The sequence below is a fragment of the Comamonas sp. DB36 genome (assembly GCF_057914905.1).
The window spans coordinates 4,379,119-4,404,389 of sequence record NZ_CP196631.1; the positions used below are offsets into that span (position 1 = coordinate 4,379,119).

Annotated in this window: 22 protein-coding genes; 17 read left to right on the top strand and 5 right to left on the bottom strand. The window is 66.6% G+C overall.

Annotated features, from left to right (window positions below; all coding sequences use genetic code 11):
- The first annotated feature begins 172 nt into the window (after positions 1-172).
- Together ACSVDO_RS20490 and ACSVDO_RS20495 are read left to right on the top strand one after the other, a co-directional pair.
- Entirely contained in the window at positions 173-1,162 is a 990-nt protein-coding gene (locus ACSVDO_RS20490) for a hypothetical protein (RefSeq protein WP_332549628.1), read from the top strand.
- Positions 1,163-1,354: 192 nt separating this feature from the next.
- Positions 1,355-1,963, top strand: coding sequence for a hypothetical protein (locus ACSVDO_RS20495; RefSeq protein WP_489594331.1), 609 nt, complete (start codon positions 1,355-1,357; stop codon positions 1,961-1,963).
- 4 nt (positions 1,964-1,967) lie between these two features.
- Here the strand turns inward: ACSVDO_RS20495 and ACSVDO_RS20500 are convergent, their stop codons facing one another.
- Both ACSVDO_RS20500 and ACSVDO_RS20505 read right to left on the bottom strand, forming a co-directional pair.
- Entirely contained in the window at positions 1,968-3,728 is a 1,761-nt protein-coding gene (locus ACSVDO_RS20500; protein WP_489594333.1) for an MFS transporter, read from the bottom strand.
- Positions 3,729-3,785: 57 nt separating this feature from the next.
- Complete coding sequence (locus ACSVDO_RS20505) at positions 3,786-4,289, bottom strand: Lrp/AsnC family transcriptional regulator (RefSeq protein WP_332538363.1); 504 nt, start codon at positions 4,287-4,289, stop codon at positions 3,786-3,788.
- A 178-nt stretch (positions 4,290-4,467) separates the two neighbouring features.
- On the opposite strand from ACSVDO_RS20505, the gene ACSVDO_RS20510 reads away from it, so the two are divergent.
- The 5 genes from ACSVDO_RS20510 to ACSVDO_RS20530 all read left to right on the top strand — a co-directional run bounded on the left by ACSVDO_RS20510 (position 4,468) and on the right by ACSVDO_RS20530 (position 14,024).
- The gene (locus ACSVDO_RS20510; RefSeq protein WP_489594335.1) at positions 4,468-8,112 is read left to right on the top strand and encodes an indolepyruvate ferredoxin oxidoreductase family protein; all 3,645 of its coding nucleotides are present in this window, start codon (positions 4,468-4,470) and stop codon (positions 8,110-8,112) included.
- Positions 8,113-8,463: 351 nt separating this feature from the next.
- Positions 8,464-8,796, top strand: a complete 333-nt coding sequence (gene yajC / locus ACSVDO_RS20515; protein WP_213295176.1) for a preprotein translocase subunit YajC — start codon at positions 8,464-8,466, stop codon at positions 8,794-8,796.
- Between the two features lie 96 nt (positions 8,797-8,892).
- Positions 8,893-10,785: a protein translocase subunit SecD gene (gene secD, locus ACSVDO_RS20520; RefSeq protein ID WP_332549589.1), complete on the top strand. Its 1,893-nt coding sequence runs from the start codon at positions 8,893-8,895 to the stop codon at positions 10,783-10,785.
- Between the two features lie 11 nt (positions 10,786-10,796).
- Positions 10,797-11,747 (top strand): protein translocase subunit SecF, encoded by a 951-nt coding sequence (gene secF, locus ACSVDO_RS20525; RefSeq protein WP_332536482.1) that lies wholly within the window; start codon positions 10,797-10,799, stop codon positions 11,745-11,747.
- Between the two features lie 12 nt (positions 11,748-11,759).
- Complete coding sequence (locus ACSVDO_RS20530) at positions 11,760-14,024, top strand: DUF1631 family protein (RefSeq protein ID WP_489594338.1); 2,265 nt, start codon at positions 11,760-11,762, stop codon at positions 14,022-14,024.
- A gap of 140 nt (positions 14,025-14,164) precedes the next feature.
- Here ACSVDO_RS20530 and dprA read toward each other — a convergent pair whose 3' ends face one another.
- From dprA to ACSVDO_RS20545, 3 genes are read right to left on the bottom strand one after another with little or no spacing between them, the layout of a single operon-like run.
- A complete protein-coding gene (gene dprA / locus ACSVDO_RS20535; protein ID WP_489596454.1) occupies positions 14,165-15,328 on the bottom strand; it encodes a DNA-processing protein DprA in 1,164 nt (387 codons plus the stop codon).
- 40 nt (positions 15,329-15,368) lie between these two features.
- The gene (locus ACSVDO_RS20540) at positions 15,369-16,565 is read right to left on the bottom strand and encodes a LysM peptidoglycan-binding domain-containing protein (protein ID WP_332536478.1); all 1,197 of its coding nucleotides are present in this window, start codon (positions 16,563-16,565) and stop codon (positions 15,369-15,371) included.
- Entirely contained in the window at positions 16,562-16,768 is a 207-nt protein-coding gene (locus tag ACSVDO_RS20545; RefSeq protein WP_332536476.1) for a hypothetical protein, read from the bottom strand. The genes ACSVDO_RS20540 and ACSVDO_RS20545 overlap by 4 nt, the downstream gene beginning before the upstream one ends.
- Between ACSVDO_RS20545 and def the strand changes: the two genes are divergently transcribed.
- From def to ACSVDO_RS20595, 10 genes are all read left to right on the top strand, one after another.
- Entirely contained in the window at positions 16,767-17,276 is a 510-nt protein-coding gene (def, locus tag ACSVDO_RS20550) for a peptide deformylase (RefSeq protein WP_332536474.1), read from the top strand. The genes ACSVDO_RS20545 and def overlap by 2 nt on opposite strands.
- Positions 17,273-17,782 (top strand): hypothetical protein, encoded by a 510-nt coding sequence (locus ACSVDO_RS20555; protein WP_332536472.1) that lies wholly within the window; start codon positions 17,273-17,275, stop codon positions 17,780-17,782. Before def ends, ACSVDO_RS20555 begins: the two co-directional genes overlap by 4 nt.
- 30 nt (positions 17,783-17,812) lie before the next feature.
- Complete coding sequence (gene fmt, locus ACSVDO_RS20560; RefSeq protein WP_489594341.1) at positions 17,813-18,775, top strand: methionyl-tRNA formyltransferase; 963 nt, start codon at positions 17,813-17,815, stop codon at positions 18,773-18,775.
- Positions 18,772-19,617 (top strand): AzlC family ABC transporter permease, encoded by an 846-nt coding sequence (locus tag ACSVDO_RS20565; protein WP_442881469.1) that lies wholly within the window; start codon positions 18,772-18,774, stop codon positions 19,615-19,617. The genes fmt and ACSVDO_RS20565 overlap by 4 nt, the downstream gene beginning before the upstream one ends.
- Positions 19,617-19,949: an AzlD domain-containing protein gene (locus ACSVDO_RS20570; RefSeq protein ID WP_332536488.1), complete on the top strand. Its 333-nt coding sequence runs from the start codon at positions 19,617-19,619 to the stop codon at positions 19,947-19,949. The genes ACSVDO_RS20565 and ACSVDO_RS20570 overlap by 1 nt, the downstream gene beginning before the upstream one ends.
- 166 nt (positions 19,950-20,115) lie before the next feature.
- Positions 20,116-21,309 carry a phosphoglycerate kinase gene (locus ACSVDO_RS20575; RefSeq protein ID WP_332536469.1) on the top strand — a complete coding sequence of 398 codons (1,194 nt, stop codon included), beginning with the start codon at positions 20,116-20,118 and terminating at the stop codon, positions 21,307-21,309.
- A gap of 74 nt (positions 21,310-21,383) precedes the next feature.
- Positions 21,384-22,220, top strand: coding sequence for an orotidine-5'-phosphate decarboxylase (gene pyrF / locus ACSVDO_RS20580; protein ID WP_332536468.1), 837 nt, complete (start codon positions 21,384-21,386; stop codon positions 22,218-22,220).
- Between the two features lie 14 nt (positions 22,221-22,234).
- Positions 22,235-23,128 carry a LysR family transcriptional regulator gene (locus ACSVDO_RS20585; protein WP_489594344.1) on the top strand — a complete coding sequence of 298 codons (894 nt, stop codon included), beginning with the start codon at positions 22,235-22,237 and terminating at the stop codon, positions 23,126-23,128.
- 104 nt (positions 23,129-23,232) lie between these two features.
- Positions 23,233-24,210 carry a Bug family tripartite tricarboxylate transporter substrate binding protein gene (locus ACSVDO_RS20590; RefSeq protein ID WP_489594346.1) on the top strand — a complete coding sequence of 326 codons (978 nt, stop codon included), beginning with the start codon at positions 23,233-23,235 and terminating at the stop codon, positions 24,208-24,210.
- A 3-nt stretch (positions 24,211-24,213) separates the two neighbouring features.
- The gene (locus ACSVDO_RS20595; protein WP_489594348.1) at positions 24,214-25,182 is read left to right on the top strand and encodes a M14 family metallopeptidase; all 969 of its coding nucleotides are present in this window, start codon (positions 24,214-24,216) and stop codon (positions 25,180-25,182) included.
- The last annotated feature ends 89 nt before the right edge of the window (positions 25,183-25,271 follow it).

Below are 25,271 nucleotides of genomic sequence, written 5' to 3' on the forward strand. Positions count from 1 at the left end.
CAATTAATAGCAAAACACTATTAATTTGTTAAATAAATAGTCAAAAGCTTACACGCGTGCATCCTGCGCGCCGACCCGTGGACACGGGTGCTGCCGACCACAGCGGCATGGAATGGGACCGGAAAATGGAAATGGCTTTGCCCGCTTCCATTCCTCTTCACTCCCATTCCATATGCCGCCGAAACTCCGCACCAATTCATTGACGCAGGCCACGCCTTCCGGTACCCCACCCGAATTCGATCCCGTGCTCACGCGGAACCCGGGTCGCGCGAGCGAAATGCCGGTGCAGGACGATGACAGCCATTGCCCCCCACCGCCCCTGATTCACGACAATCCTCTGCAGCATTTGCAGCATCCGTTCACCGTCAGGCCCGTGGAGCCGCAGCGCACACACTTTGAAATCACATGGCAGGAGTGCCCGGCGAACCTGGTGACGCCCTCGTCATCGAAATATCGGCTGAGCGGTGAGACGCTGTCTCCCATACATCTGCAGCGCATGGCCGACCACAGCATGCCCATGCGCCTGTCGGCAGCGCATTTTCCCCAGCTCGAGGATATCGCCGGCTCGCCTGTTTCAAGCACCGCCCAACCTCGTTTCGATTGCGCGACCGGCAAGTTTGTCGATGGGGAGGATCTGCATGAACTCCACCAATTGAGTCCCATCAGCAGCTACCACTCCTTCGGCCCGCTGCCCACGCCGGAGTTCGACAGCACGGGTCACGTGATGCGGCTTGCGCAGCCCGGCGATACGCAGCTGCCGCTGCTTTCAGCGCAGCGGGCGTGCGTCACCCCGCCGTTCAGCACAGTGGCCCAGCGTTCAGAAGACGACGATGCGCTCCAATCCCCGCAGGGGGTGGCGCATTCCAGCGCGGCCGTTGCATTGCCGCTGCGCGGGGAAAATCTCGAAGAATTCGATGAAAACCAGGCAGACTGCGCGCCTCCTACGCTGTCAGGGACCTTGCTCGATGCCTGGCAGACGCAGATGCAGACGCCGCCCAACTGCCAGTCTGCCCCCGGCAGCGCGCCTGCGGTTCTCAGCCGGACGACGGCCGGGCAACGTGAACTTGAAGCCCATGACGCGTTGGACAGCAACGATGCGGCCGCTGTCGCGGACGACTTTTCTGCCGTGCAGCTGGTGGCCAGCCAGGACGCCATGCCATGAGAGTCCCTTGAACTCTGCGCCAGCCATGCACAATCGGCACAGTTTTTTCAAAAACTATTGAGTTTTTTTACTGATAACCAAATCCTACAACTCTGTCGCCATTCGGCTGTCGCCCCCCTGCGCACCCGGCTGACCGAGGCGCGGAAAAGGCAATCCGAGAATAAAGAACCATTTCGCGGCAGGATCTTTCATATGTCTTTCTATCCCCCGCCCTTCACAGGCAACGCCCCCGTCCCTTCGAGCCAGAATGCGCGCGACCTGCAGATCCCGGGCTGCGATCCTGTCGAGCCACTGGACGTCTTCCCCCGGTACTCGGACGCGTTGCAGCAGGTAATCACCCGGCCGCTGCCCGCTTTTCTGTTGGAGCAGGAAGCGCCGCCGCCGGTGCCGGAACCCCCTGTCCAGCACGGCCCCGACACCTGGTCGCATCTGCGGCACAGCATCTACAACAAACCGCGGCCGCATGCGGTGCAGCAGGCGCAGGCGCGCGAAGTGGAAGACGCATTCGACATCAATCGCTTCCTCGACCGGGTCCAGACTCTCAATCCAGAGAATCCGTACCGCGCGGCGGCAGAACCGCCGGGCTCCAGGAACGGTGTTCAGGAGGCGCAGGAATTCGACGACCTGCAGATCATCACCTATACCCCGGTGCCGGCGGCTTACCCGGCACCGCCCCGCTGCCTCCTGTGGCTGGATGGGGGCGCTGCGCCTGCGGCGATGGAAACCGGCAGTGAAAACCAGGTCGTGCTCTGCGCCTCCAACGCCGAGGATGCGCAGCCGCCCGCATGGGCGCTGGGCTGAAGCGTCAGAGCGATTCGGCGAAATAGCGCGTCACGCGCGGCGGGCCCTCGCCCACATGGAAGGCCAGCTTGCGGTCGCGCAGCGAGACGTCATAGGCCGTGACGCGGTCGAAGCGACGCAGATGCTCGGTCCACGACTCGTCGATGATCTGTTCGACGAAGCGCTCGGGCTGGCTCATGCTGTGCAGCAGCGTCCAGCCCAGGGCGCCCTGGCGCATGCGGCTGCGCCGGCTTTCCTGCATCAGCTGGCGGAATTCCTCGGTCTGCGCGGGCTGGATGATGTACTCGATGGTCACGACCACGCGCCCGGCTTCGGGCGCCATGGTCGCCTCGGGCGCCTTGAACGCCTTGGACGGGCTCAGGTCTTCCTCAATCTGACGGTCGGATGACAGGCGCTGCACCAGCAGCATGGCCACCACGCCGCTCAAGGCCGCGATGATCAGGCTGGTCGATACGGTGGTGATAGACGCCACCTGGCCCCACAGCGCCGCGCCCAGCGCCGTGCCGCCCATGATGGACATCTGGTAGATCGACATGCCGCGCGCGCGCACCCAGTTGGGCAGCGACATCTGCGCCGCGACGCCCAGCGTATTGGCGGTCGAGATCAGCGCGATGCCGGCCAGCAGCATCGCCACCACGGCCACGGCCAGGTGCGGCGCCAGCGCCACGGTGATGGTCGCCAGCGCCTGCGCGCTGACGCCGGTCAGAATGAGCTTCTCGCGCGGCAGCGCCTGGCGCAGCCGCGGCAGCAGCGTGGCGCCGATGATCGCGCCCGCGCCCATGGAAGCCAGCAGCAGCGTGAACGTGCTCGCGCCGCCTTCATCGCCGACATGCAGACGCTGGGCGACCAGCGGCATCAGCGCCATGATGGCAGTGGTCTGGAAGAAGAAGCAGACGGTGCGCAGCAGCACGGCGCGCATGCGCGGCGACTCGCGCACGAACTGCAGGCCCACGCGCATCGCGCTGGGCAGGCGCTCGCGGCCCAGCGGGCTGTCGGTGTGCTGGCGCTTCCAGCGGATCAGCACGAACGCCGAAATCACCGACAGCGTCGCGTTGAGCACGAACACCCAGGCGCTGCCCAGGCTGGCGATGATCGCGCCCGCGACCAGCGGGCCGATGATGCGCGAGGCATTCATCGCCACCGCGTTGAGCGCCATCGCCGAAGGCAGCTGCGGCTTGGACACCAGTTCGGGGATCAGCGCCGAGAATACGGGCCAGCGCATTGCCAGGCCTATGCCGTTGGCAAAAGTCAGCGCCAGCAGCAGATAAGGCGTCATGTAGCCCGACAGCACGGCCAGGCACAGCACCACGGCGACGGCCGCGACCCAGAACTGGGTGACGATGAAATAGCGCCGGCGGTCGAGAATGTCGGCCAGCGCGCCGCTGGGCAGGCCCAGCAGGAACACCGGCAGCGTGGACGCCGACTGCACCAGCGCCACCAGCACGGGCGAGGTGGTCAGCGAAGTCATCAGCCAGGCGGCGGCGACGTCGTTCATCCACATGCAGGTATTGGCCGCGACCCAGACCATCCACAGCATGCGGAAGGTGGGCTGGCTCAGCGGCGCCCAGACGGCCTGGGAGGCCTTGTGCTGCGCCGCGTGGCTGGCCGCGGCCTGGGCGCTGGCGCGGTCCGCGTCGGCCATGCCCGAAGGATCTTCGAGCAAGCCCCCGCCGGGCGGGCGCACTGCCGAGGAAGATGGGGAAGCGCCATCGCCTGATGGCGATACACGGGCGGAGGGCTGTGGGGGCGTTATCTCGTCTGGCATGTGGTCGTGATTTTGCGACCAAAGCGGGCTTCCTGCATGAAAGTCCGCGGCTTTCCGTTACCGGACGTAGCCGTTGCCTGCCCCCTGCCGCAGCAGATGCTCCAGCGGCAAGGCCGCGCTGGCCTTGATTTCGCCCAGTGAAAAGCTGGTGTGCACGTCCTTGACGTTGGGCAGGTTGAGCAGCACGTTGCGCGCGAACTGCGCGAAGCTGTCGAGGTCGCGCGTCACGACCTGCAGCTCGAACGTGCCCGAGCCGCTGATGTAGTGGCAGGACACCACTTCGGGAATCTTGCGTATCGCCTCCTCGGTCTCGAGCGTCAGCGGCCCCGAAGTGCGCACCGCGTCCAGCCGCACGAAGGCCAGCACGCCCAGTCCTATCTTGTGGCGGTCGATCTCGGCGTGGTAGCCCTTGATGAAGCCCGCCTCCTCGAGCGCACGCACGCGCCGCCAGCAGGGCGCGGCCGACAGGCCCACGCGCTGCGCAAGCTCGGCGTTGGTCAAACGCGCATCCGCCTGGAGTTGCGCAAGGATGGCAACGTCAAATTTGTCCAATGTGTTCAAAATAACTCCATATAGAGCAAGAATCTTTCCGAGAATAGCGAAAACAGCGCATACAACGCAATCACTTATCGCTGACTCAGGAATACACTGAGCGGGAGATCAAGCAAAAACAAAGTGCCTGCGCCCGGAATATTTCCGGCGCAAGAAATGCACCTTTCCACCTCGATGGAGACAAGTTATGAATGCCCCCCTGCCCGAGCACCTAAGGCGTGCACTGGAGACCGTCACTCTCGATGACAAATACGCGCTGGCCCAGGGCCGCGCATTCATGAGCGGGGTGCAGGCGCTGGTTCGCCTGCCCATGCTGCAGCAGCAGCGCGACGCCGCCGCCGGCCTGCACACCGCGGGTTTCATCAGCGGCTACCGCGGCTCGCCGCTGGGTGTCTATGACCAGTCGCTGTGGGCCGCCAAGAAGCACCTGGCGCAGCACGACATCGTGTTCCAGCCCGGCGTCAATGAGGAACTTGCCGCGACCGCCGTCTGGGGCACGCAGCAGCTCGACATCTACCCCGACACCAAGAAGTTCGACGGCGTGTTCGGCATCTGGTACGGCAAGGGCCCGGGCGTGGACCGCTGCTCCGACGTGTTCAAGCACGCCAACATGGCGGGCACGGCCAAGTACGGCGGCGTGCTGGCAATTGCCGGCGACGACCACATCAGCAAGAGCAGCACGGCCGCGCACCAGAGCGACCACATCTTCAAGGCCTGCAGCACGCCGGTGTTCTTCCCGAGCAGCGTGCAGGACATCCTCGACATGGGCCTGCATGGCATTGCCATGAGCCGCTTCTCGGGACTGTGGTCCGGAGTGAAGACCATCCAGGAAGTCGTCGAGTCCTCGGCCAGCGTCTCCATCGATCCCGACCGCGTGAAGATCGTGCTGCCCGAAGACTTCGTGATGCCGCCCGGCGGCCTGCATATCCGCTGGCCCGACGCGCCGCTGGAGCAGGAAGCGCGGATGATGGATTACAAGTGGTACGCGGCCCTGGCCTATGTGCGCGCCAACCGCCTCAACTACAACGTGATCGAAGGCCCGAATGACCGCTTCGGCCTGATTGCCAGCGGCAAGGCCTACAACGACACGCGCCAGGCGCTGGTCGACCTGGGCCTGGACGACGATGTCTGCCGCCATCTGGGAATCCGCGTGCACAAGGTCAATGTGGTCTGGCCGCTGGAAGCCACGATCACGCGCGAGTTCGCGCGCGGCCTGCAGGAAATCCTGGTGGTCGAGGAAAAGCGCCAGGTCATCGAATACCAGATCAAGGAAGAGCTCTACAACTGGCGCTCCGACGTGCGCCCCAACGTGCTGGGCAAGTTCGACGAAGGCGAAGGCGATACCTCGGGCGGCGAATGGAGCCAGCCCAACCCCAGCCAGAACTGGCTGCTGCGCGCCAAGGCCGACCTCACGCCGGCCATCATTGCCAAGGCGATCGCCAAGCGCCTGAAGAAGCTGGGTGTGCCCGACGACATCGTCGCGCGCATGGAGCAGCGCCTGGCCGTGATCGAAGCGCGCGAGCGCGCGCTGGCCGCGCCGCTGGTCGAGACCGGCGACCGCCAGCCCTGGTTCTGCAGCGGCTGCCCGCACAACACCAGCACGCGCGTTCCGGATGGCTCGCGCGCCGTGGCCGGCATCGGCTGCCACTACATGGCCAACTGGATGCCCGACCGCAACACCTCGACGTTCACCCAGATGGGCGGCGAAGGCGTGACCTGGGTAGGCCAGCAGCCGTTCACCACCGAACCGCATGTGTTCGCCAACCTGGGCGACGGCACCTATTTCCACAGCGGCCTGCTGGCGATTCGCCAGAGCATTGCCGCAGGCGTCAACATCACCTACAAGATCCTGTACAACGACGCGGTGGCGATGACCGGCGGCCAGCAGGTGGGCGAACGCCCCGAAGGGCATTCGGTCGCGCAGATCGCCCACAGCCTGCGCGCCGAAGGCGTGGTCAAGCTGGTCGTGGTCACCGATGACCCGGCCAAGTACGAAGGCCGCACCCACCATGTGAAAGGCAGCGCGGCGCGTTCGGGCCACCCCGAGCTGCTCGACGACCTGCCCGCGGGCATTGAAGTCTTCCACCGCGACGAGTTGGACCGCATCCAGCGCGAGCTGCGCGAGACCAAGGGCTGCACGGCGCTGATCTACGACCAGACCTGCGCCACCGAAAAGCGCCGCCGCCGCAAGCGCGGCACGCTGGCCACGCCCGACAAGGTCGTGGTGATCAACGAGCTGGTCTGCGAAGGCTGCGGCGACTGCTCGGTGCAGTCCAACTGCCTGTCGGTGGAGCCGGTGGAGACCGAGTTCGGCCGCAAGCGCCGCATCAATCAGAACAGCTGCAACAAGGACTACTCCTGCCTCAAGGGCTTTTGCCCGAGTTTCGTCACCGTTGAAGGCGGAACGCTCAAGAAGCCGAAGAAAGAGAAGAAAGGCCAGCTCAATACGCTGCCGCCGCTGCCCGAACCGGTGCTGCCGCTGGCGGAAAGCGCCTGGGGCATCGTTGTCGGCGGCGTAGGCGGCACGGGCGTGATCACCATCGGCTCGCTGCTGGGCATGGCCGCCCACCTCGACGGCAAGGGCGTGGTCACGCAGGACGCCGGCGGCCTGGCCCAGAAGGGCGGCGCCACCTGGAGCCATATCCAGATCGCGCTGCGGCCCGAGGCCATCTACACCACCAAGGTCGACACCGCCAAGGCCGATCTGGTGATAGGCTGCGACCCGATTGTCGCGGCGCACAAGTCGACGCTGGCTGTCATGCAGCCGGGCCGCACCTATGTCGCGCTCAACAACCACGCAACGCCCACGGCGGCGTTCGTGCACGACCCCGACTGGCAGTTCCCCGGCGGCAGCTGCGCCAGCGCGATTGAAAACGCGGTCGGCCCCGGCCTGGTCGGCAGCTTCGACGCCGAGCAGGCGGCGGTGCAGCTGATCGGCGACAGCATCTACGCCAACCCGCTGCTGCTGGGCTATGCCTGGCAGAAGGGCCGCGTGCCGCTGTCGCATGCCGCGTTGATGCGCTCCATGGAGCTCAACGGCGTGCAGATCGAGAACAACAAGGCCGCGTTTGAATGGGGCCGGCGCTGCGCCCACGACCTGGCCGAAGTCCAGGCGCTGTACCAGGCGACCCAGGTCATCCACTTCGCGAAGAAGCCCGGCCTGGAGGAAATCGTCGCCAAGCGCGTGGAATTCCTCACCGGCTACCAGAACACGGCCTATGCCGACAGCTACAAGACGCTGGTCGACCAGGTGCACTCCGCCGAACTGGCGCTGGGCAAGGGCACGCGCCTGTCCGAAGCCGTGGCGCGCTACCTGTTCAAGCTCATGGCCTATAAGGATGAGTACGAAGTCGCGCGCCTGCACACCGACGCCGCGTTCACGGCCAAGCTCGAACAGATGTTCGAAGGCGACTACAAGCTGGTGCATCACCTCGCGCCGCCGCTGCTGGCGAAAAAGGACGACCAGGGCCATCTGCGCAAGAAGACCTTCGGCCCCTGGGTGCGCAGCGCCTTTGGCGTGCTGACCCGCCTGCGCGGACTGCGCGGCACGGCTTTCGATGTCTTTGGCTACACCGAGGAACGCCGCACCGAGCGCGCGCTGATCGCCGAGTACCGCCAGGACATCACCGCGCTGCTCGCCGGCCTGACCCCGGAGCGCCTGGCGCTGGCCGTGGAAATCGCCAGCGTTCCCGAAGGCATTCGCGGCTACGGCCATGTGAAGGAACGCCATCTGGAGGCCGCACAGGCAAAGCGTGCGGCGCTGCTGGCGCAGTGGAGCGCGCCGGTCGCGGCGGCTGCAGACGTGGCGCAGCGCGGCACGGTGGCGCACTGAACGGTTTGTGAGACAGGCCGCCCATCCTTCGACCGGGCCGCGCAGGCAAGCTCAGGACGAACGGAATAAGCGTTTGTCGTGGGCTTGCCGCGACGGCCCTGGCGAAGGGTCAACGGCCTTCCCGCCAGTAACTTCCAAGCGCACTCAAGGGAACTTGTCACGCCCGCCCGGCCCAAAGCCTGGGCGGGCGTGTTGTTTCCTGCGGCGCCACCAAATACCCAAATGCCTGCGGGTCGGCCCTGGGGCCGATGAGAAACACCCGCATACAATGTTCCGTTACCCATCCGGCGCGCAGCCCGCGGCCGGCATGAGAATTCCTTTTTGCCCCATCCATCTGTTGGAGTCTTCGCCGTGTTTATTTCTTCCGCTTTTGCCCAGACCGCTCCTGCCGCCGCTGCCGAGGGCGGCATGATGGGTTCGCTCACAGGCATGCTGCCGCTGGTGCTGATGTTCGTGGTGCTCTACTTCGTGATGATTCGTCCCCAGATGAAGCGTCAGAAGGAACACCGCGCCATGATCGACGCGCTGGCCAAGGGTGACGAAGTCGCCACCGCCGGCGGCCTGATCGGCAAGGTCACGGGCCTGTCCGACGGTTTCGTCCAGGTCGAGATCTCGTCCGGCGTCGAAGTGCAGCTGCAGCGCAGCGCCGTGACGCAAGTGCTGCCCAAGGGCTCGGTCAAGTAATTTTTTCGCTGTCGAAGACGCTGTCTTCACCCCGGCCCGGCGCCTGACCGCAGGCTGCCGAGCCCATTGTGCTTTCTGAGAGATACGAGCGCGATCATGAACCGATATCCGGTCTGGAAATACGCGATCATCGTGATCGCGCTGCTGGTAGGTGTGCTTTACACCCTGCCCAATTTTTTCGGTGAAGCGCCTGCAGTGCAGGTGTCTTCGTCCAAAGCCACCGTCAAGGTGGACGCGGCTGTCATGCAGCGCGTCGAAGAGGCGCTCAAGGCCGCGAACGTCACGCCCGACACGCTGACGCTCGAAGGCACATCGATACGCGCACGCTTCAACACGCCCGACGAGCAGCTGCAGGCCAAGGACGCGATCCAGCGGGCCCTGGTGCCCGACGCCAACGATCCCGCCTACATCGTCGCGCTGAATCTGGTCTCGCGCTCGCCCAACTGGCTTACGGCCATTGGCGCCAAGCCCATGTACCTGGGTCTGGATCTGCGCGGCGGCGTGCATTTCATGCTGCAGGTCGACATGCAGGCCGCGCTGACCAAGAAGGCCGAGTCCTTCACGGGCGATCTGCGCTCGGGCCTGCGCGACAAGAACATCCGCCACGGCGGCATTTCGCGCGAAGGCCAGAACATCGAGATCCGTCTGCGCGACGAAGCCTCGCTGACGGCTGCGCGCAACCTGATTGCCGACCAGTATCCCGATCTGCAGACCACGAGCCAGCCTGACGGCAGCGAGTTCCGCCTGCGCGCCTCGATCAAGCCCGAAGCCCTGCGCAAGGTGCAGGAACAGGCGCTCAAGCAGAACATCGTGACCCTGCACAACCGGATCAACGAACTCGGCGTCGCCGAGCCCGTGATCCAGCAGCAGGGCCTGGACCGCATCGTGGTCCAGCTGCCAGGCGTGCAGGACACCGCCAAGGCCAAGGACATCCTGGGCCGCACCGCGACCCTCGAAGTGCGCATGGTCGACGAATCCAGCGAAGCCCGCGCGGCCGAAATGGGCTCGGGCCCGGTGCCGTTCGGCGCCGAGAAGTATCTTGACCGCAGCGGCCAGGCCGTGATCGTCAAGAAGCAGGTCGTGCTCACGGGCGAGAACCTGACCGACGCCCAGCCCGGCTTCGACGGCCAGACGCAGGAACCCACGGTGAACCTGACGCTGGACGCCAAGGGCGCGCGCATCTTCAAGGACATCACGCGCGAGAACGTCGGCAAGCGCATGGCCATCGTGCTGTTTGAAAAGGGCAAGGGCGAAGTCGTGACGGCGCCCGTGATCCGCGCCGAGATCAGCGGCGGCCGCGTGCAGATTTCCGGCCGCATGACGACCATGGAAGCCAACGACACCTCGCTGCTGCTGCGCGCCGGTTCGCTGGCCGCGCCCATGGAAATCATCGAGGAATACACCATCGGCCCCAGCCTGGGTGCCGACAACATCGACCGCGGCATCCACTCCGTGGTCTGGGGCATGGTGGCGATCGCCGTGTTCATGTGCGTCTATTACATGATGTTCGGCATCTTCTCGACGGTCGCGCTGTCGATCAACGTGCTGCTGCTGCTGGCCATCCTGTCGATGCTGCAGGCCACGCTGACCCTGCCCGGCATTGCCGCCATGGCGCTGGCGCTGGGCGTGGCCATCGACTCGAACGTGCTGATCAACGAGCGCATCCGCGAGGAACTGCGCGCCGGCGCCTCGCCGCAGGCCGCGATCAGCGCGGGCTACCAGCACGCCTGGTCGACCATTCTCGATTCGAACGTCACCACCCTGATCGCGGGCCTGGCGCTGCTGGCCTTCGGCTCGGGCGTGGTGCGCGGCTTTGCCGTGGTGCATTGCATTGGTATCCTGACCAGCATGTTCTCGGCGGTGTTCGTTTCGCGCGGCCTGGTGAACCTCTGGTACGGCAACCGCAAGAAGCTCAAGCAAATCTCGATCGGCCAAATCTGGAAGCCCGAAGACGCATCTGAGCTGCGTTCGGTGGCAGCCAAGAAGTAAGGAGGAAGACCATGGAATTCTTCCGCATCAAAAAAGACATCCCGTTCATGAAATACGCGTTGTGGCTCAACGCGGTTTCCCTGCTGACCTTCGTGCTGGCGGTCTTCTTCCTGTTCACGCGCGGCCTGCACCTGTCGGTGGAGTTCACGGGCGGCACGGTGATGGAAGTCGCCTATGTGCAGAGCGCCGACGTGGGCAAGGTCCGGGAAACGGTCTCGGGACTGGGCTACGCCGACGTGATCGTGCAGAACTTCGGCACTTCGCGCGACGTCATGATCCGCCTGCCGGTGCAAAAGGGCGTGACCTCGGCGCAGCAAAGCGAGCAGGTGCTCACTGCGCTCAAGGCCGCCGACCCTGAAGTCACGCTGCGGCGCACCGAGTTTGTCGGCCCGCAGGTCGGCGAGGAGCTGATGCACAACGGCCTGATGGCGCTGGGCATGGTGATCCTGGGCATCGTGATCTACCTGGCCTTTCGCTTCGAGTGGAAGTTCGGTGTCGCGGCCATCATCGCCAACCTGCACGACATCGTGATCATCCTGGGCTTCTTCGCGTTCTTCCAGTGGGAGTTCTCGCTGGCCGTGCTCGCCGGTATCCTGGCGGTGCTGGGCTACTCGGTCAACGAATCGGTGGTGATTTTCGACCGGATCCGCGAAGCCTTCCGCAAGTTCCGCAAGCTCAGCACGCCCGAGGTCATCGATCACGCGATCACCTCGACCATGAGCCGGACCATCATCACCCATGCTTCGACCGAAGCCATGGTGCTGTCGATGTTCTTCTTCGGTGGTCCGAGCCTGCACTACTTCGCGCTGGCGCTGACCATCGGCATTCTGTTCGGCATCTACTCCTCGGTGTTCGTCGCCGCCGCCATCGCCATGTGGCTGGGCGTCAAGCGCGATGACCTGATCAAGTCGCCGAAGAAGGACCACGACGCCAACGACCCGAACGCAGGGGCGGCAGTGTAATCTCGGGGATCCATGGCTTCCCCGCCCCCTCCTCCCGCAGCGCCCGCCACGGCGCTCGTGCGCCAGGCGCGCGAGCAACTGGCGCAGGCCCTGACCCAGGCGCTGCCGGATCTTGCGGCGCGGATGGAGGCTTTCCTCGAACATCTCGCCGACCAGGTCGGCACCCAGCGCGAAATGCAGGCCCATCGCGCGGCGCTGGAACGCTACCGCGCGCACCAGGCAGCCTGGGTCCAGGCCTGCCACGACGCGCTGCAGACCGCGCGCGCGGCCTCAGGCCAGCCCACGCCCGCTGCGCGCAGCACCGCCGCCCTGCCCGGCACCTTCGAGCTGCTCAGCGACGAAACGATAGAAAACCAGATCCAGGCCGCCAGGCTCGCGCTCGCGACCGATGAACTGGCCGGCAGCAGCTTTGAAGCGCTGCGCCTGCGCAGCCAGTGGCTGCAGCAGCACGAACTCGTGGCCGACGACCTGCTGCGTCCCGAAACCTTTTGCGAACTGCTGGTCAACCAGTGGCGCGGCTCGGGTCTGCCGCGCGCCGACCTGCAAAGCCTCACGGCGCCGCTGCAGACCGCGCTGGGCGAATTGCTGCAGGGCGCGGCCCAGGCGCTGCACCAGCTGTACGATGACGAAGGCGTGCCCCAGTCCGAGGAACTCACGGTCGTGCGCCGCAACCCCGACACCGGGTTGACGCCGCTGCCCGCGTCCGCGGGCCAGGCGCAAAGCCCGGTCAGGCCCGCGGCGCCCATGCATCCCTTGCTGCGCGCACGCCAGCGCGCCCAGGAAGTGCTGCAGCAGCTGCGCGATATGCTTGCGCCGAACACGCGCATGCCCGGCGCCACCGCCGCTGCGCCATCAGTGCAGCACGCGACGGCGTCCCAAAGCCTGCTGCAGGTGCTGGCCGCACAGGCGCCGCAGGCAGCCGCGTTCCAGGCAGACTTGCCCGGCGCGCCGGCCTCGGGCCCGGGCGCCGCAAACATAGACCTGGACCAGCTCGCGCACACGCTGCGCCAGCGCTCCAACGTATGGAAGCAGCAGGCCACGGTGCCCAGCGACCGCGCCGCCATCGAAGTCGTGGCGCTGATGTTCCAGAGCATCCTCGCCCAGGACCGCATTCCGCCGTCGGTGCGCGTCTGGTTCGCGCGCCTGCAACTGCCCGTGCTGCGCGTGGCGCTGGCCGAACCCGAATTCTTCAGCAACCTGCAGCACCCTGCGCGGCTGCTGATCGACCGCATGGGCGCCTGCGTGCTGGGCTTCGACGCGACCAACATGGGCGGCAGCGTGCTCGAAGCCGAGATCGCGCGCCTGGTGCAGACCATAGAGCAGTTTCCCGAAACCGGCCAGCGCGTGTTCCAGCTCGCCCACCAGGAGTTCGAGAAATTCCTCGCCGGCTACCTCACGCAGGAGCAGTCCAAGGCGCGCATCATCTCGCTGGTGCAGCAGATGGAAGAGAAGGAAACGCTGACCATCCAGTACACGATAGAGCTGCGCCGACTGCTCCAGGGCATGCCGGTACGCGCCGAGCTGCGCAACTTCCTGTTTCGCGACTGGGCCGAAGTGCTCGCGCTGTCGGCCGTGCGCATGGGCGCGGTGCACGCGCAGACGCAGGCCTTCAAGCAGGCCGCGAGCGATCTCGTCTGGGCCGGCAGCGCCAAGCCCACGCGCGAGCAGCGCGCGCAGCTGATACGCAGCCTGCCCCAGCTGCTGCAATGCCTGCGCGAAGGGCTCACGCTGATCGGCATGCCCGCGAGCGTGCAGGCCGAACAGCTCAAGCGGCTCACCGATACGCTGGCCGAAGCCTTCATCGCCAAGACCGCGGCCATAGCGCCCCAGGACCTCGAAGCCATGGCGCAACGCCTGAGCCATCTCGAGGACTTCATGACCGGCGACGGCCTGCCAGACGATATGCCGCTGTCGACCGAGAACATTGAAATACTGCTGGGCGTGGACATCGCGGGCCTGCAGGTGCTCAGCAGCACCGCCCAGCCGGTCGAGCCGACGATGCTCGAATGGGCGCGCGCGCTGCAGCCCGGCAGCTGGTTCACGCTGGACCACAACGATTCCAGCGTTCAGGTGCAATATGCCTGGCACAGCAGCCAGCGCCAGTTGCACCTGTTCGCCACGCTCGACGGCCAATGCTATCTGATGCCACTGCAGCGCCTGGCCAGCTACCTGCAGTCGGGCCTGCTGCTGTGGCATGACGCCGAAGGCGTGACGCTGCGCGCCACGCGCGATGCACTGGAGAAGATCGAGGCCAATCCCGAGCGCCTGCAAGCCTAGAGTGTCTAACACAACCCTTGCTACGTCGTTGCGTCGCCTTGTCGTGCTACTCGCACTGCCTGCGGCTGCGCGCCTCGCCGGCCGCGCCTAGTAGCAACCGCAAATCTTCGATTTGCCGGGTCGTGTTAGCCACTCTTGGATCAGCCCCGCTCCAGCCGCTGGAACAGCCCCCCTGGCAGGCGCGCCACGCGCCCCGCGAGTTCGAGTTCGAGCAACGCCGCCTGCAGACGGGCCGCGTTCCAGCCGGTGCGCGCCACCAGGTCGTCCAGCCCCAGCGGATCGAAGCCCAGCGCCGCGAGCAGCTCAGATTCCAGGGCGGTCACGCGCGGGCTGGCGGGCGAGCTTGCGGCTGTAGTGGACGGTGCCAGGCCCTGAAGCTCTTCCAGCACGTCCTGCGCAGTCTCGACGAGTTTGGCGCCCTGGCGCAGCAATGCATGGCAGCCGTGCGACTGCGGCGCATGGATGGAGCCGGGAATGGCAAACACTTCACGCCCCTGCTCCCCGGCCAGGCGCGCGGTGATCAGCGAGCCCGACGCCAGCGCCGCCTCGACCACCAGCGTGCCCTGCGCCAGACCTGAAATGATGCGGTTGCGCTGCGGAAAATGCGCGCCCAGCGGCGGTGTGCCCAGCGGGTACTCGCTGACCAGCAGGCCGGCGCGCGCAATGCGCTGCGCCAGCGCCGCGTGGCGGCGGGGATAGGGCTGGTCCAGCCCCGTTCCCCAGACGGCGATGGTGGCCAGGCCGGCGTCGCCCGCGCCTGCGCTGTGCGCGGCCTGCAGCGCGCCTTCGTGCGCCGCGCCATCGATGCCCAGGGCCATGCCCGAGACGATGCACAGGCCGGCCAGGCACAGGTCATGCGCGAAACGCCGCGCGTCAATCAGGCCCTGGGCGCTGGGCTGGCGGCTGCCGACCATGGCCAGCGCGCGCTGCGCGGGAAACAGCGCGCCGGCGCGCGTGAACGCCTGTGCCGGGCCGGCGACATACAGCAGCAGCGGCGGATCTTCGGTCGCCAGCAGGTTTGCGGGGTAGCGCGCATCGCCCAGCGTGATCACCGCGTGCACCAGCCCCGGGGGCGGGTTCTGCAGCCATTGCCAGCAGGTCTGCAGCGCATCGCGTTGCGCGGGCGAAACGCTCAGCAGCGCCGCGCGCTGCGCGGGCGCGAGCAGCGGGCCCAAGGCCGTGGGCGACTGCGCGAACAGCGCATCGATCGAGCCCGCCTGCGCGAGCAGGCGCCGGGCCAGCGCCCGGCCTATGCCGGGCGTGTGCGCGAGCCTCAGCCAGGCCGAGAGTTCATCGCGGTCCAGGGCCTGGGGGTACACGCTGATCTCCGCGGCGCGCTGCCGTTCAGTTCGGCGCGATCAGGTGGTCGCCGGCCACCACGGGACGGCGCACATCGAGAATCAGCGCATACGACACGCGGTCGAACGTGCGAAACACCATCGCCAGGCCGTTGTGCTCGCGCGGCAGCTGCACGCGTTCGCGCTTGCCGCCGGTCTTGTCGACGATCACGTCGCCCTGGGTCACGAGTTGCAGCACCTGGCCTGCGGTCATCGCGTCGCGCGTGCCGCGGTTGATCGCCACCACCTGGTTCTGCGCGCCGAACTTGACCGCGGAGTCGCCGTAGATCGAGACCACGCGCGCCTTGACGTCGGCCGGTGCCGCATGCGGCACATAGTTCGAATAGCCGCGCTCGGGCGCGGGCAGCAGGCGGTCGCCCGCGCGGATCTCACCCTTGGCGTCGACGATGTCTATGGTCGCCGGAACGGTGGTTTCGCTGATCCTGCCCTTGGCGTCCTGCACGCTGACCAGCGTCTCGCCTTCGATCAGCTCGGCCTGGCCCAGGTACTGGGCTTCGTAGCCCAGGATCTCGCCGGTGTCCGGGTCCTTGAGCGCCACGGCGTCGCGGAAGACGCGCCAGGCGCGGGTTTTTGCCGAGTCCGGCTGCGGCACCAGTCCGCTGCTGCCGCGCACATAGGCGCGGTCGGCGCTGGCCATGATCACGCGCTCGTCGGTGGTCGCGACAATGCGCGGCGCCTGGGCCAGCACCTGCGCTTCGACCACCAGCGGCTGGACCAGGAAGGGCTCGATCAGGTGCGCGGGCAGCGTGGGCAGGGCCAGGTCGGCCAGGCTTTCGCTGCGCGTGCGCGGCGAAAGGCGCACGGTCGTCATGTCTTGCGCGCCCCGACCCATGCGCAGGCGCGCATAGCCATTGCTCTTGTCGAGGTACAGCACCTGGCCGGGGTAGATCAGGTGGGGATTGGAGATCGAGGACAGGTTCATGCCCCAGAGCTCGGGCCAGCGCCAGGGCTGGCGCAGGAACAGGCCCGAAATGCCCCAGAGCGTGTCGCCGCGCTTCACGGTGTACTCGTCGGGCGCGGTGGCCGAAAGGTCGCTCAGCGGCACCCCTTGCTGCGCGACCTGCTGTGCCGTGGCGCGCTGCGTGGCGGTTACCGGATAGCCGCCCTGGGCGTATACGGTGGACAGCGCGGCGAGCAGCACGGCCCCGATGCCGCAGGCCCGCGCATTGGAAAATGCCGTCATCTCAATCCCTCTTTTTGGTCAGGCCGCACGCCTGGCTTGTCGCTGCGGCTGCGCCAGCCCTGCAGGCCGCGCCGTGGTAATACGTAACAAAGCTCCAAGGATTCTCGACGCAAGGCCTTGATCAGGCAATGATTATTGGACCAGTGCCCAGCGAATAAGCGCAAAAGTGGCGAAAATAGCGACATCATTTTGTTGGCTGCCATGGCAATTCTTCCCATCCTCTGCTACCCCGATCCACGCCTGCACAAGGTGGCCAAGCCGGTCACCGTGGTGGATGAGCGCATCCAGGCCCTGGTGGCCGACATGCTCGCGACCATGTACGACGCCCAGGGCATAGGCCTGGCGGCGACGCAGGTCGACGCGCACGAGCGTGTCGTGGTCATCGATGTATCGGAAGAACGTGACCAGCCCATGACGCTGATCAACCCCGAGATCCTCTGGGCCAGCGACGAGAAGCAGGTTGGCGACGAAGGCTGCCTGTCCGTGCCCGGCATCTATGACGGCGTCGAGCGTTCGACGGCCGTCAAGGTGCGCGCGCTCGACGAAAAAGGCCAGTCGCGCGAAATCGACGCCGAAGGCATGCTGGCCATCTGCATCCAGCACGAGATGGACCACCTGATGGGCAAGGTCTTCGTCGAATACCTGTCGCCGCTCAAGCGCAACCGCATCAAGACCAAGCTGCTCAAGCAGCAAAAGCAGGACCGGCAATGAGTCACCGCCCAGTGCTGTTCCAAGGGGCGCGCTGGGTAGTCTGGGGGGCGGCCAGCCTCTGGCTCGCCGGGTGCGCGGTGCCCGAATGGCAGAAGATAGGCAGCGGCCGCGCCGAGGTGCTGGCCGACATGGGCAGACCCACGCTCACGCGCGCGCTGCCCGACGGCGGCGAACGTCTGGTCTACAGCCGCCAGCCCGCGGGCCAGCAGGTCTATCACCTTGATTTCGATGCCCGCCAGCGCCTCACGCGCGTGCAGCAGGTGCTGACCATGGAGCAGTTCTTCGCGCTGCGCACCGGCACCGACACGCGCGCCACGGTGCTGCAGCAGTTCGGCCCGCCAGCGCTGGTCGAGCATGTAGCCAGCTTCAAAGGCGACATCTGGACCTACCGTTTGCTGGACAATGGGGCTTCACGCCAGGCCCATGTACACATAGACCCCACGGACGTGGTGCGCCGCGTGATGTTCACCGACGAAGTATTCAACGACCGCGACCCGCTCGACTGAGATGGCCGCACCCTTCCCCCCTGTGATTGCATGAACGTCATCTTTGCCGGTACGCCGGAATTCGCCAGCGTGGCCTTGCAGCGCCTGCTCGACGCGGGCTTCAACGTGCCCCTGGTGCTGACCCAACCCGACCGTCCCGCGGGCCGCGGCATGAAACTGCAGGCTTCGCCCGTCAAGCAGTGCGCGCAGTCGCACGGCATTGCCGTGAGCCAGCCGCGCAGCCTGCGCCTGGACGGCAAGTACCCCGAAGACGCGGCCCAGGCGCGTGCCGCCATCGAAGCCGCGCGCGCCGATGTGATGGTCGTCGCCGCCTACGGCCTGATCCTGCCCCAGTGGGTGCTGGACACGCCGGCCAGGGGCTGCCTCAACATCCACGCGAGCCTGCTGCCGCGCTGGCGCGGCGCCGCGCCCATCCACCGCGCGATCGAGGCCGGCGACAGCGAGACCGGCGTGACCATCATGCAGATGGACGCGGGCCTCGACACCGGCGACATGTGCGTTATCGAACGCCTGCCGATTGCCGCGACCGACACCACGGCCAGCCTGCATGACAAGCTGGCCTTGCTGGGCGGGCGGCTGATCGTCGAGGCGCTGGAGATGAGCGCCTGCGGCGGCCTGCCACGCACTCCTCAGCCCGCCGAAGGCGTGACCTATGCGCACAAGATCGAGAAAGCCGAAAGCTGGATCGATTGGCGCCTGCCGGCCGAGACCATAGACCGGCGCGTGCGCGCGTTCACGCCGTTTCCCGGCGCCGCCGGCCTGTGGCAGGGCGAAACCATCAAGTTCTGGGAAGGCCGGCCCGAAGCGCGCGCCGCCGACGCCGCGCCCGGCACGGTGCTCGCCGCCGATGCCGCGGGCGTGGTCGTGGCCTGCGGCGCGGGCGCGATGCGCTTCACCCAGTTGCAGCGCGCGGGCGGCAAGCGCCTGGCCGCGGGCGACTTCCTGCATGGCTTTGTGCTGCCCGTGGGCGTGCAGCTCGACGCCACGCCATGAGCCAGTTGCCGGAATCCGACTCCAGGCTGGGCACCGTGACACGCCGCGCGCTGGGCATTGCGCGCGAGCCGGGCTTTCGCCAGGGCATGCAGGACATGAGCGGCGTCTCGCTGGGCATTGCTGCCTGGGCGCTGGTCACGGGCGTGGCCATGGTCAAGAGCGGCATGACCGTGTCCATGGCCTTGTTCATGTCGTTCGTGGTCTACGCGGGCAGCGCGCAGCTCGCCGTGCTGCCGCTGATGATCGCCGGCGCGCCGATGTGGGTGGTGTGGTTCACCGCGATCTGCGTGAACCTGCGCTTCGTGATCCTGAGCAGCATGTGGCGCGGCTATTTCGCCCACCTCGCGCGCCGCCACCGGCTGGCGCTGAGCTATTTCAGCGGCGACGTGATCTTTGTCGCGTTTCTCAAGCGCTACCCCGACGGCCAGCGCAGCCCCGAGCAGGTCGCGTATTTCTGGGGCGCGGCATCGACCAACTGGTTTGTCTGGCAAGCTTTCTCGGTGGCCGGCATCTTCTTTGCCGATCTGGTGCCGCTGTCGTGGGGCCTGGGCTTCGCGGGCGTGCTGGCGCTGATCGGTGTGCTGTATTCGATGCTCACGGACCGCACGACCTGGGCCGCGACCGGCGTCGCCGCAGCCGTGGCCGTGGCGGCTTTCGCACTGCCGCTCAAGCTCAACATCCTGGCGGCGATTGCCGCTTCCGTGGCCGTGGGCCTGATGCTGGAAAACACCGAACGCCGGCTGCGCGAATGGCGCGCCGGCCCGGCCACGCTGCGCGCGCCCGACCCGCAGCGCGGCGAGCGCCATCCGGTGCTGCCGCTTGATGAGGAGCAACGCCCATGATGGATTCCTGGTGGCTGTTTGCCTTGAATGTCCTGGGCCTGGGCGCGATCACGCTGTTCACGCGCGCGTTCTTCATGTTTCCCGAGCGCGAAGTGCCGATGCCGCACTGGCTCAAGCGCGGCCTCAAGTACGCTCCGCTGGCCGCGCTCGCGGCGGTGATCGCCCCCGAACTGGTCATCACCCAGGGCGCGCTGATCCAGACCTTTCTTGACGCGCGCCTGCCGGCCGTGCTCTGCGCCACCGGTTACTACTTCTGGCGGCGTGGAATTCTGGGCACCATCGTCGTGGGGATGGCGGTTTACTTGCCGCTGCATATTGGCTTGGGGTGGTAGCTCCCACCCACATTGCGCCCTGAAACGCCCTTCGATCCTTCGACAAGCTCAGTATCCGGGCGAACGGATTCCTCCCGTTCGTGCTGAGGCTGTCGAAGCACCTACAATGGCGGCGCTTTTCCATCAACGCCACTCCACTGCCTCCTGGCGAGGCTGAATCCCTGCCATGAACATTCTTCGCTTCTCCGACCTGTGCGCCCAGGGCAAAGCCCAGGGCCAACGCGTTTTCATCCGTGCCGACCTGAACGTTCCGCTGAGTGACGCCGGTGAAATCACCGAAGACACGCGCGTGCGCGCTTCGGTGCCGTGCATCGAGATGGCGCTCAAGGCCGGTGCGGCAGTGATGGTCACCAGCCACCTGGGCCGCCCGACCGAAGGCCAGTTCCAGCCCGCCGACTCGCTCGCTCCCGTGGCCAAGCGCCTGTCCGAGCTGCTGGGCCGCGAGGTGCCGCTGGTCGCCGACTGGGTCGACGGCGTGCAGGTGCAGCCCGGCCAGGTCGTGCTGCTGGAAAACTGCCGCGTCAATGTCGGCGAGAAGAAGAACCAGGAAGCGCTGGCGAAGAAGCTGGCCGCGCTGTGCGACATCTTTGTCAACGACGCGTTCGGCACCGCCCACCGCGCCGAAGGCACGACCTACGGCATTGCCCAGTTCGCGCCCATCGCCTGCGCCGGCCCGCTGCTGTCGGCGGAAATCGACGCGCTGCAAAAGGCGCTGGCCGCGCCCGCCCAGCCGCTGGTGGCCATCGTTGCCGGCTCCAAGGTCTCGACCAAGCTCACCATCCTCGAAGCGCTGGCCAGCAAGGTCGACCAGCTGATCGTCGGCGGCGGCATTGCCAACACGTTCATGCTGGCCGCGGGCCTGAAGATCGGCAAGTCGCTGGCCGAGCCCGACCTTGTCGACAAGGCCAAGGCGGTGATCGACGCCATGGCCGCGCGCGGCGCGCAGGTGCCGATTCCCACCGACGTGGTGGTCGCCAAGACGTTTGCCGCCGACGCGCCCGCAACCATCAAGGCCGCGACCGATGTCGCCGACGACGACCTGATCCTGGACATCGGCCCCGAGACCGCGGCGCGCCTGGCCGAGCAGCTCAAGGCCGCGGGCACCATCGTCTGGAACGGCCCCGTGGGCGTGTTCGAGTTCGCGGCGTTCGAGAACGGCACGCGCACCATCGCCCAGGCGATCGCGCAATCCAAGGCGTTCAGCATTGCGGGTGGCGGCGACACCCTGGCGGCGATCGCCAAGTACGGCATCGAAGACCAGGTCGGCTATATCTCGACCGGCGGCGGCGCCTTCCTCGAAGTGCTCGAAGGCAAGACATTGCCCGCATTTGAAATCCTGGAAAAACGCGCCAACGGCTGATTGCCATGTAGCGCCCTGCCCTAAGCCCCGGTCCGCCGGGGCTTTTTTCTTGCCGTGCCTTAAAATCCCGCCCCATGACTTTCCTCGACATGCTGCGCAACGCCGGCTCGCAAAACCAATCCATGCTGTGTGTGGGTCTCGATCCCGAACCCAACCGCTTTCCTGCAGCGATGCAGGGCGATGCCTCGAAAATCTTCGACTTCTGCGCCGCCATCGTCGATGCCACCGCCGATCTGGTGAACTCGTTCAAGCCGCAGATCGCCTACTTTGCCGCCCACCGCGCCGAAGACCAGCTCGAACGCCTGATGGCCCACATGCGCGCCGTCGCCCCCCATGTGCCGGTGATTCTCGACGCCAAGCGCGGCGACATCGGCTCCACGGCCGAGCAGTATGCGAAGGAAGCCTTCGAGCGCTATGGCGCCGATGCCGTGACCCTCTCGCCTTTCATGGGTTTCGACTCGGTCGCGCCCTATCTGAAGTACGAGGGCAAGGGCGCGTTCCTGCTGTGCCGCACGTCCAACCCCGGCGGCGACGACCTGCAGGCACGCACGCTGGCCGATGTGCCGGGCAACCCCAAGGTGTTCGAGCATGTGGCCGCGCTGGCCCAGGGCCCGTGGAACCTCAACGGCCAGCTGGGCCTGGTGGTCGGCGCGACGCGCCCGCATGAGATCGAGCGCGTGCGCGAAATCGCGCCCACGCTGCCGCTGCTGATTCCCGGTGTCGGCGCACAAGGTGGCGACGCCGTGGCCACCGTCAAGGCCGGGCTGCGCGAACACGGCAGCATCATCGTCAACTCGTCGCGCGCCATTCTTTACGCGTCCTCGGGCGCCGACTTCGCCCAGGCCGCACGCGCCCAGGCACAAGCCACGCGCGCAACCCTCCAGCAGGCGGCGCTAGAAGCGCGCGGCTGACCGGGGGACCGGCCATGCAGATCAAATGGCTGGAAGACTTCATCATGCTGGCGCAGGAGCGCAGCTTCACGCGCGCGGCCGAACTGCGCCATGTGACGCATCCGGCGTTCGGGCGGCGCATACGCGCGCTTGAAGCCTGGACCGGAACGCCGCTGGTCACGCCGGGCAGCAGCCCGGTGCGCCTCACGCCCGCGGGCGAGGCCTTTCTCGAAACCTGCGGGCTGATGACACGCACGCTCGCGCAGTCGCACGAGGAACTGCAGACCATTGCGGGCCTGCAGGCGCAGACCATCACGCTGGCCACGGGCCGCACGCTGGCGCGCACCATCGTCGCCGACTGGCTGCTGCGCCTGGGGCCGCTGCTGCAGACCAGCCCGCTCACGGTCTACACGCGCACGCTGCATGAGACGGTGACGATGCTGGAGCAGGACGAGATCCATTTCTCGCTGATCTACCACCACCCGGCGATTGCCGTGCGGCTCGATGCGCGCCAGTTCAGCCATGTGCACATCGCCAGCGACCGGCTGGTGCCGGTCTCGCGCGCGAATGCCGCAGGCCAGGCGCTGCACAGCTTTGCCGCGCCCGGCAGCGTTCCCTACCTTGCCTATCCGCACCGCATGGCGCTGGGCCGGCTGGTCGAGGACCATCTGTCGCAGAACCCCGATGCGCCGCGGCTGCAGCGCATTCTCGAGTGCGATTCGGCCGACGCGCAGTACGAATACGTGCACAAGGGCCTGGGCGTGGCCTGGCTGCCCTGGTCGATGGCGCATGCCGATTGCAAGGCCAGACGCCTGGCCCTGGCCGGCAGCCGCAACATGGAAGTGCGCTTCGACGTGCGCATGTACCGGCCCAAGCGGCGCCTGACCTTCGCCGCCGAGGAATTCTGGCGGCGCGTGACCCAGCGATAATTGTTACAAGGCGTGCCATAACGGCACGGCCTGGTGCCGTTATGGCACCAATTCAGGCACCGTGTCTTTTGACAATCGTGGTTATCCCAATAAGGAATCAGCTCATGCAAAATACTTCTATCCTGCGCCGCACCGCCCTGGCCTGCGGTATCGCCCTTCTGGCCGCCGGTTCCGCCTTCGCCGACGCGTCCTACCCCAGCAAGCCCATCACCATGGTCATCGGCTACCCGCCAGGCGGCAGCACCGATCTGATCGGTCGCATGGTCGGCACCGAACTCGCCACACGCCTGGGCCAGCCCGTCGTGATCGAGAACCTGGGTGGCGCCGGTGGCGCGATCGGCGCGCAAAAGGTCGCCAAGGCCGCTCCCGATGGCTACACCATCATGGTCGGCGCCAACAACGAACTGGCGATTGCGCGTTTGATCAACAAGAGCGTGAAGTACTCGATCCAGGACTTCACCCCCATTGGCCTGGTGGCTTCGCAGCCCATGGTGCTGGTCGCTTCGCAAAAGGCCGGCGTCAAGAACACCGCCGAATTCATTGCCGCCGTTTCCAAGAACCCCGGCAAGTTCAGCTACGGCAGTTCGGGCGTGGGCACGGCGCTGCACCTCGCAGGTGAAATGGTCCAGGAACAGGGCAACCTGAAGATCACGCACATCCCCTACCGCGGTGTCGCGCCTCTGACCACCGACCTGGTCGGCAACAACATCGAGTACGGCGTGTTCGTGCTGTCCAGCGGCCTGCCCCAGATCCAGTCGGGCAAGGTCATCGCCCTGGGCACGACCGAAGCCAAGCGCTCGGCCATCACGCCCGACATCCCGGCCCTGTCCGAAAACCCGGCTTTCAAGAACGTCGACATCGGTTCGTGGTTCGCGATGATGGCACCTGCCAACCTGCCCAAGCCCATCCAGGACAAGCTCAAGAAGGCCTTGAGCGACACGCTGGCCTCGGCCGAATTCCGCAAGAAGCTCGCAGCTTCGGGCTCGACGGTCATGGACCAGAAGGTTGATCCACGCAAGTTCATCGACGGTGAAATCGCCAAGTACGCCAAGATCGTCGAATTCGCCAAGATCGAAGAGTGAGCGATGAGCGCACTGCAATTTGAACTGCCGGCGCCCGACATCAGCGCCTGGCGCGCGGGCAACACCGGCACCGAAGGCGTCTGGCATTTCGACTCCGGTTTGCCGGGCCGCCAGGTGATGATCTCCGCGCTGGTGCATGGCAACGAGCTGTGCGGCGCCTGGGCGCTCAAGGGCCTGCTCGAGGCCGGCCTGCGCCCGCTGCAGGGCACGCTGACGCTGGTGTTCGCCAACCTCGACGCGTTCGATCGCTTCGATGCGAACGCACACGACGCCTCGCGCTTCACCGACGAAGACCTGAACCGCCAGTGGAGCGACGCGCGCATCGATGCCGGCGACACCAACGAACGCCGTCGCGCCGCGGCGCTGCGTCCGTTCGTGCGCCAGGTCGACTGGCTGCTCGACCTGCACTCGATGCACGAGCCTTCGGCGCCGCTGCTGCTCACGGGCGTGCAGCCGCGCAACCTGGTGCTGGCCAAGCAGATGGGCGCGCCCGCGCACATCGTCGTTGACGCCGGCCACAAGGATGGCACGCGCCTGCGCGACTACGGCCGCTTTGGCCTGCCCGACGAGGAAGCCGGCGACTCGCGCTCGCTGCTGGTCGAATGCGGCTTCCATGGCGACCCCGCCAGCCGCGCCGTGGCCCAGGACCAGTGCCTGCGCTTCCTGCTCGCGTCCGAAGTCATCGATGAGGCCGAAGCCCAGCGCCTGCTGCCCGACTGGCGCCTGCCGGCCGCGGCCGAACAGTTCGCGCTGACCGTGACCGGTCCCGTGGTCGCCAAGAGCCAGGGCTTTCGCTTCAACGCGCCGTTCACGGGCCTGGAGCGCTTCTCCCAGGCCGGCACCGTGATTGGCGACAACGACGGCGAAGCCGTGGTCACGCCCTACGACGACTGCGTGCTGGTCATGCCTTCGGTGCGCCAGGCGCGCGCCGGCGTGACCGTGGTGCGCTTTGCGCGCTCCGCGTTGCTGTGATCCACTTCCTGCGGGCACCGCCGCTCGCAGGAATCTGTGGACAGAATTGTGGATAACTTCGAAGGTTGTGCGCCGCCGGAGATGAAAAA

Excerpts from the sequence above, each read along its gene's own strand:
- ACSVDO_RS20490 (WP_332549628.1), top strand. The coding sequence starts at position 173 with ATGCCGCCGAAACTCCGCACCAATTCATTGACGCAGGCCACGCCTTCC.
- ACSVDO_RS20495 (WP_489594331.1), top strand. The coding sequence starts at position 1,355 with ATGTCTTTCTATCCCCCGCCCTTCACAGGCAACGCCCCCGTCCCTTCG.
- ACSVDO_RS20500 (WP_489594333.1), bottom strand. The coding sequence starts at position 3,728 with ATGCCAGACGAGATAACGCCCCCACAGCCCTCCGCCCGTGTATCGCCA.
- ACSVDO_RS20510 (WP_489594335.1), top strand. The coding sequence starts at position 4,468 with ATGAATGCCCCCCTGCCCGAGCACCTAAGGCGTGCACTGGAGACCGTC.
- secD (WP_332549589.1), top strand. The coding sequence starts at position 8,893 with ATGAACCGATATCCGGTCTGGAAATACGCGATCATCGTGATCGCGCTG.
- secF (WP_332536482.1), top strand. The coding sequence starts at position 10,797 with ATGGAATTCTTCCGCATCAAAAAAGACATCCCGTTCATGAAATACGCG.
- ACSVDO_RS20530 (WP_489594338.1), top strand. The coding sequence starts at position 11,760 with ATGGCTTCCCCGCCCCCTCCTCCCGCAGCGCCCGCCACGGCGCTCGTG.
- ACSVDO_RS20540 (WP_332536478.1), bottom strand. The coding sequence starts at position 16,565 with ATGACGGCATTTTCCAATGCGCGGGCCTGCGGCATCGGGGCCGTGCTG.
- def (WP_332536474.1), top strand. The coding sequence starts at position 16,767 with ATGGCAATTCTTCCCATCCTCTGCTACCCCGATCCACGCCTGCACAAG.
- ACSVDO_RS20545 (WP_332536476.1), bottom strand. The coding sequence starts at position 16,768 with ATGGCAGCCAACAAAATGATGTCGCTATTTTCGCCACTTTTGCGCTTA.
- ACSVDO_RS20555 (WP_332536472.1), top strand. The coding sequence starts at position 17,273 with ATGAGTCACCGCCCAGTGCTGTTCCAAGGGGCGCGCTGGGTAGTCTGG.
- fmt (WP_489594341.1), top strand. The coding sequence starts at position 17,813 with ATGAACGTCATCTTTGCCGGTACGCCGGAATTCGCCAGCGTGGCCTTG.
- ACSVDO_RS20565 (WP_442881469.1), top strand. The coding sequence starts at position 18,772 with ATGAGCCAGTTGCCGGAATCCGACTCCAGGCTGGGCACCGTGACACGC.
- ACSVDO_RS20570 (WP_332536488.1), top strand. The coding sequence starts at position 19,617 with ATGGATTCCTGGTGGCTGTTTGCCTTGAATGTCCTGGGCCTGGGCGCG.
- ACSVDO_RS20575 (WP_332536469.1), top strand. The coding sequence starts at position 20,116 with ATGAACATTCTTCGCTTCTCCGACCTGTGCGCCCAGGGCAAAGCCCAG.
- pyrF (WP_332536468.1), top strand. The coding sequence starts at position 21,384 with ATGACTTTCCTCGACATGCTGCGCAACGCCGGCTCGCAAAACCAATCC.
- ACSVDO_RS20585 (WP_489594344.1), top strand. The coding sequence starts at position 22,235 with ATGCAGATCAAATGGCTGGAAGACTTCATCATGCTGGCGCAGGAGCGC.
- ACSVDO_RS20590 (WP_489594346.1), top strand. The coding sequence starts at position 23,233 with ATGCAAAATACTTCTATCCTGCGCCGCACCGCCCTGGCCTGCGGTATC.
- ACSVDO_RS20595 (WP_489594348.1), top strand. The coding sequence starts at position 24,214 with ATGAGCGCACTGCAATTTGAACTGCCGGCGCCCGACATCAGCGCCTGG.